The sequence below is a fragment of the Xanthovirga aplysinae genome (genome assembly GCF_009711365.1).
Classification (GTDB): Bacteria; Bacteroidota; Bacteroidia; order Cytophagales; family Cyclobacteriaceae; genus Xanthovirga; species Xanthovirga aplysinae.
Window position 1 is genome coordinate 1 of the sequence record NZ_SMMB01000354.1, and the last position, 1233, is coordinate 1233.

The window sequence follows — 1233 nt, forward strand, 5'->3', positions numbered from 1 at the left end:
AATAGTTTCAATTAATTGTTACCGATAAATATCCTTTAAAATTGTGCTGTTGTGGTTATTTTAGTTTGAGTGATTGCAAAATCATTTATATGTAATAATGTCTTATTTGATAATTCGGAGTTATTATGAAAAATTTTTTAGTAATCAGCTTCCTTTTTTTGCTTTCTATTTGGGGATGTCAGAGAAGTGGTAAAGGACATGAAGAAAAAAATCAAATTTTGGAGACTCATGTTGATCAGTTTACTAGCAACAAAGAGATTTTACTCAAAATCAAAGAAATTGATAGTTTATTAAAGAAACTTACTCTTGACAAAAATACCGCCGGAGTTTCATTTGGAATACAAGTTGATAATAGTCAGCCCTACCTTGCAACCTATGGTTATGCTAATGTAGGTCAAAAACTAAAAGTAAAGTCCTCAACCGAGTTTCGAATTGCGTCAGTTACAAAACCATTTACGGCTACTGCTATTGCATTATTGATTGAACAAGGCAGCATAGCTTTAAATGATCCTATTAATAAGTTTTTTCCAGGTTTCCCAAATGGTGGTAAGGTTACTATCTACCAACTTTTGTCCCACACTTCAGGAATTCCCAATTGGTGGGAGGGGGGACTTCCAGAAGATACACCAGAAAATTTTCCAATGTGCGAAACTCCACATAAATATATTCAGGGAATGGATAAAGTATTTCACTTTGAACCTGGAACTAAGCATGCCTATTCGAATAGTGGATATGTACTTCTTGGGGAGATTATTGAGCAAGTATCAGGAAAATCATATTCAGATTTTTTGAAGCTGAAAATCTTCAGTCCTTCAAAAATGAAAAATACCCAAATGGTAGATATTTATGGTTCTTCCGATCATTGGGCGCAGGGCTACGCTTTGGATTCAAAAAAAGAGAAACTTTTTATTGAGCCTGTGTTTATTCACATGCCATTTGCTGCTGGAGGATTGCAGTCAAATGTGTCTGATTTGCTAAGCTTCGCAAATACCTTATTTGAGGACAGGTTAATTGGAAAATCATTATTAAATCAAATGACATCATACGCTAAGGTTATTAATGAAAAACCAGTTTATGAAGCGTTATATTTTCCAGCTGATTTTTCTCCACCAGCACCACCAAAAAACATGAAAAAGAATGGATACGGCCTAGGTTTTAGTTTAATGGAGGTAAACGGCAAACCTATCATTTGGCATAGTGGGGGTATTCCTGGTTTCAATTCCATTTGGGCTT

At 34.8% G+C, this 1233-nt stretch carries 1 protein-coding gene; it reads left to right on the forward strand.

Annotation, left to right across the window (positions count from 1 at the left end; genetic code table 11):
- Window positions 1–125: 125 nt before the first annotated feature.
- The coding region (locus E1171_RS01120; protein WP_155203254.1) for a serine hydrolase domain-containing protein at window positions 126–1233 on the forward strand (1108 nt) is incomplete at its 3' end.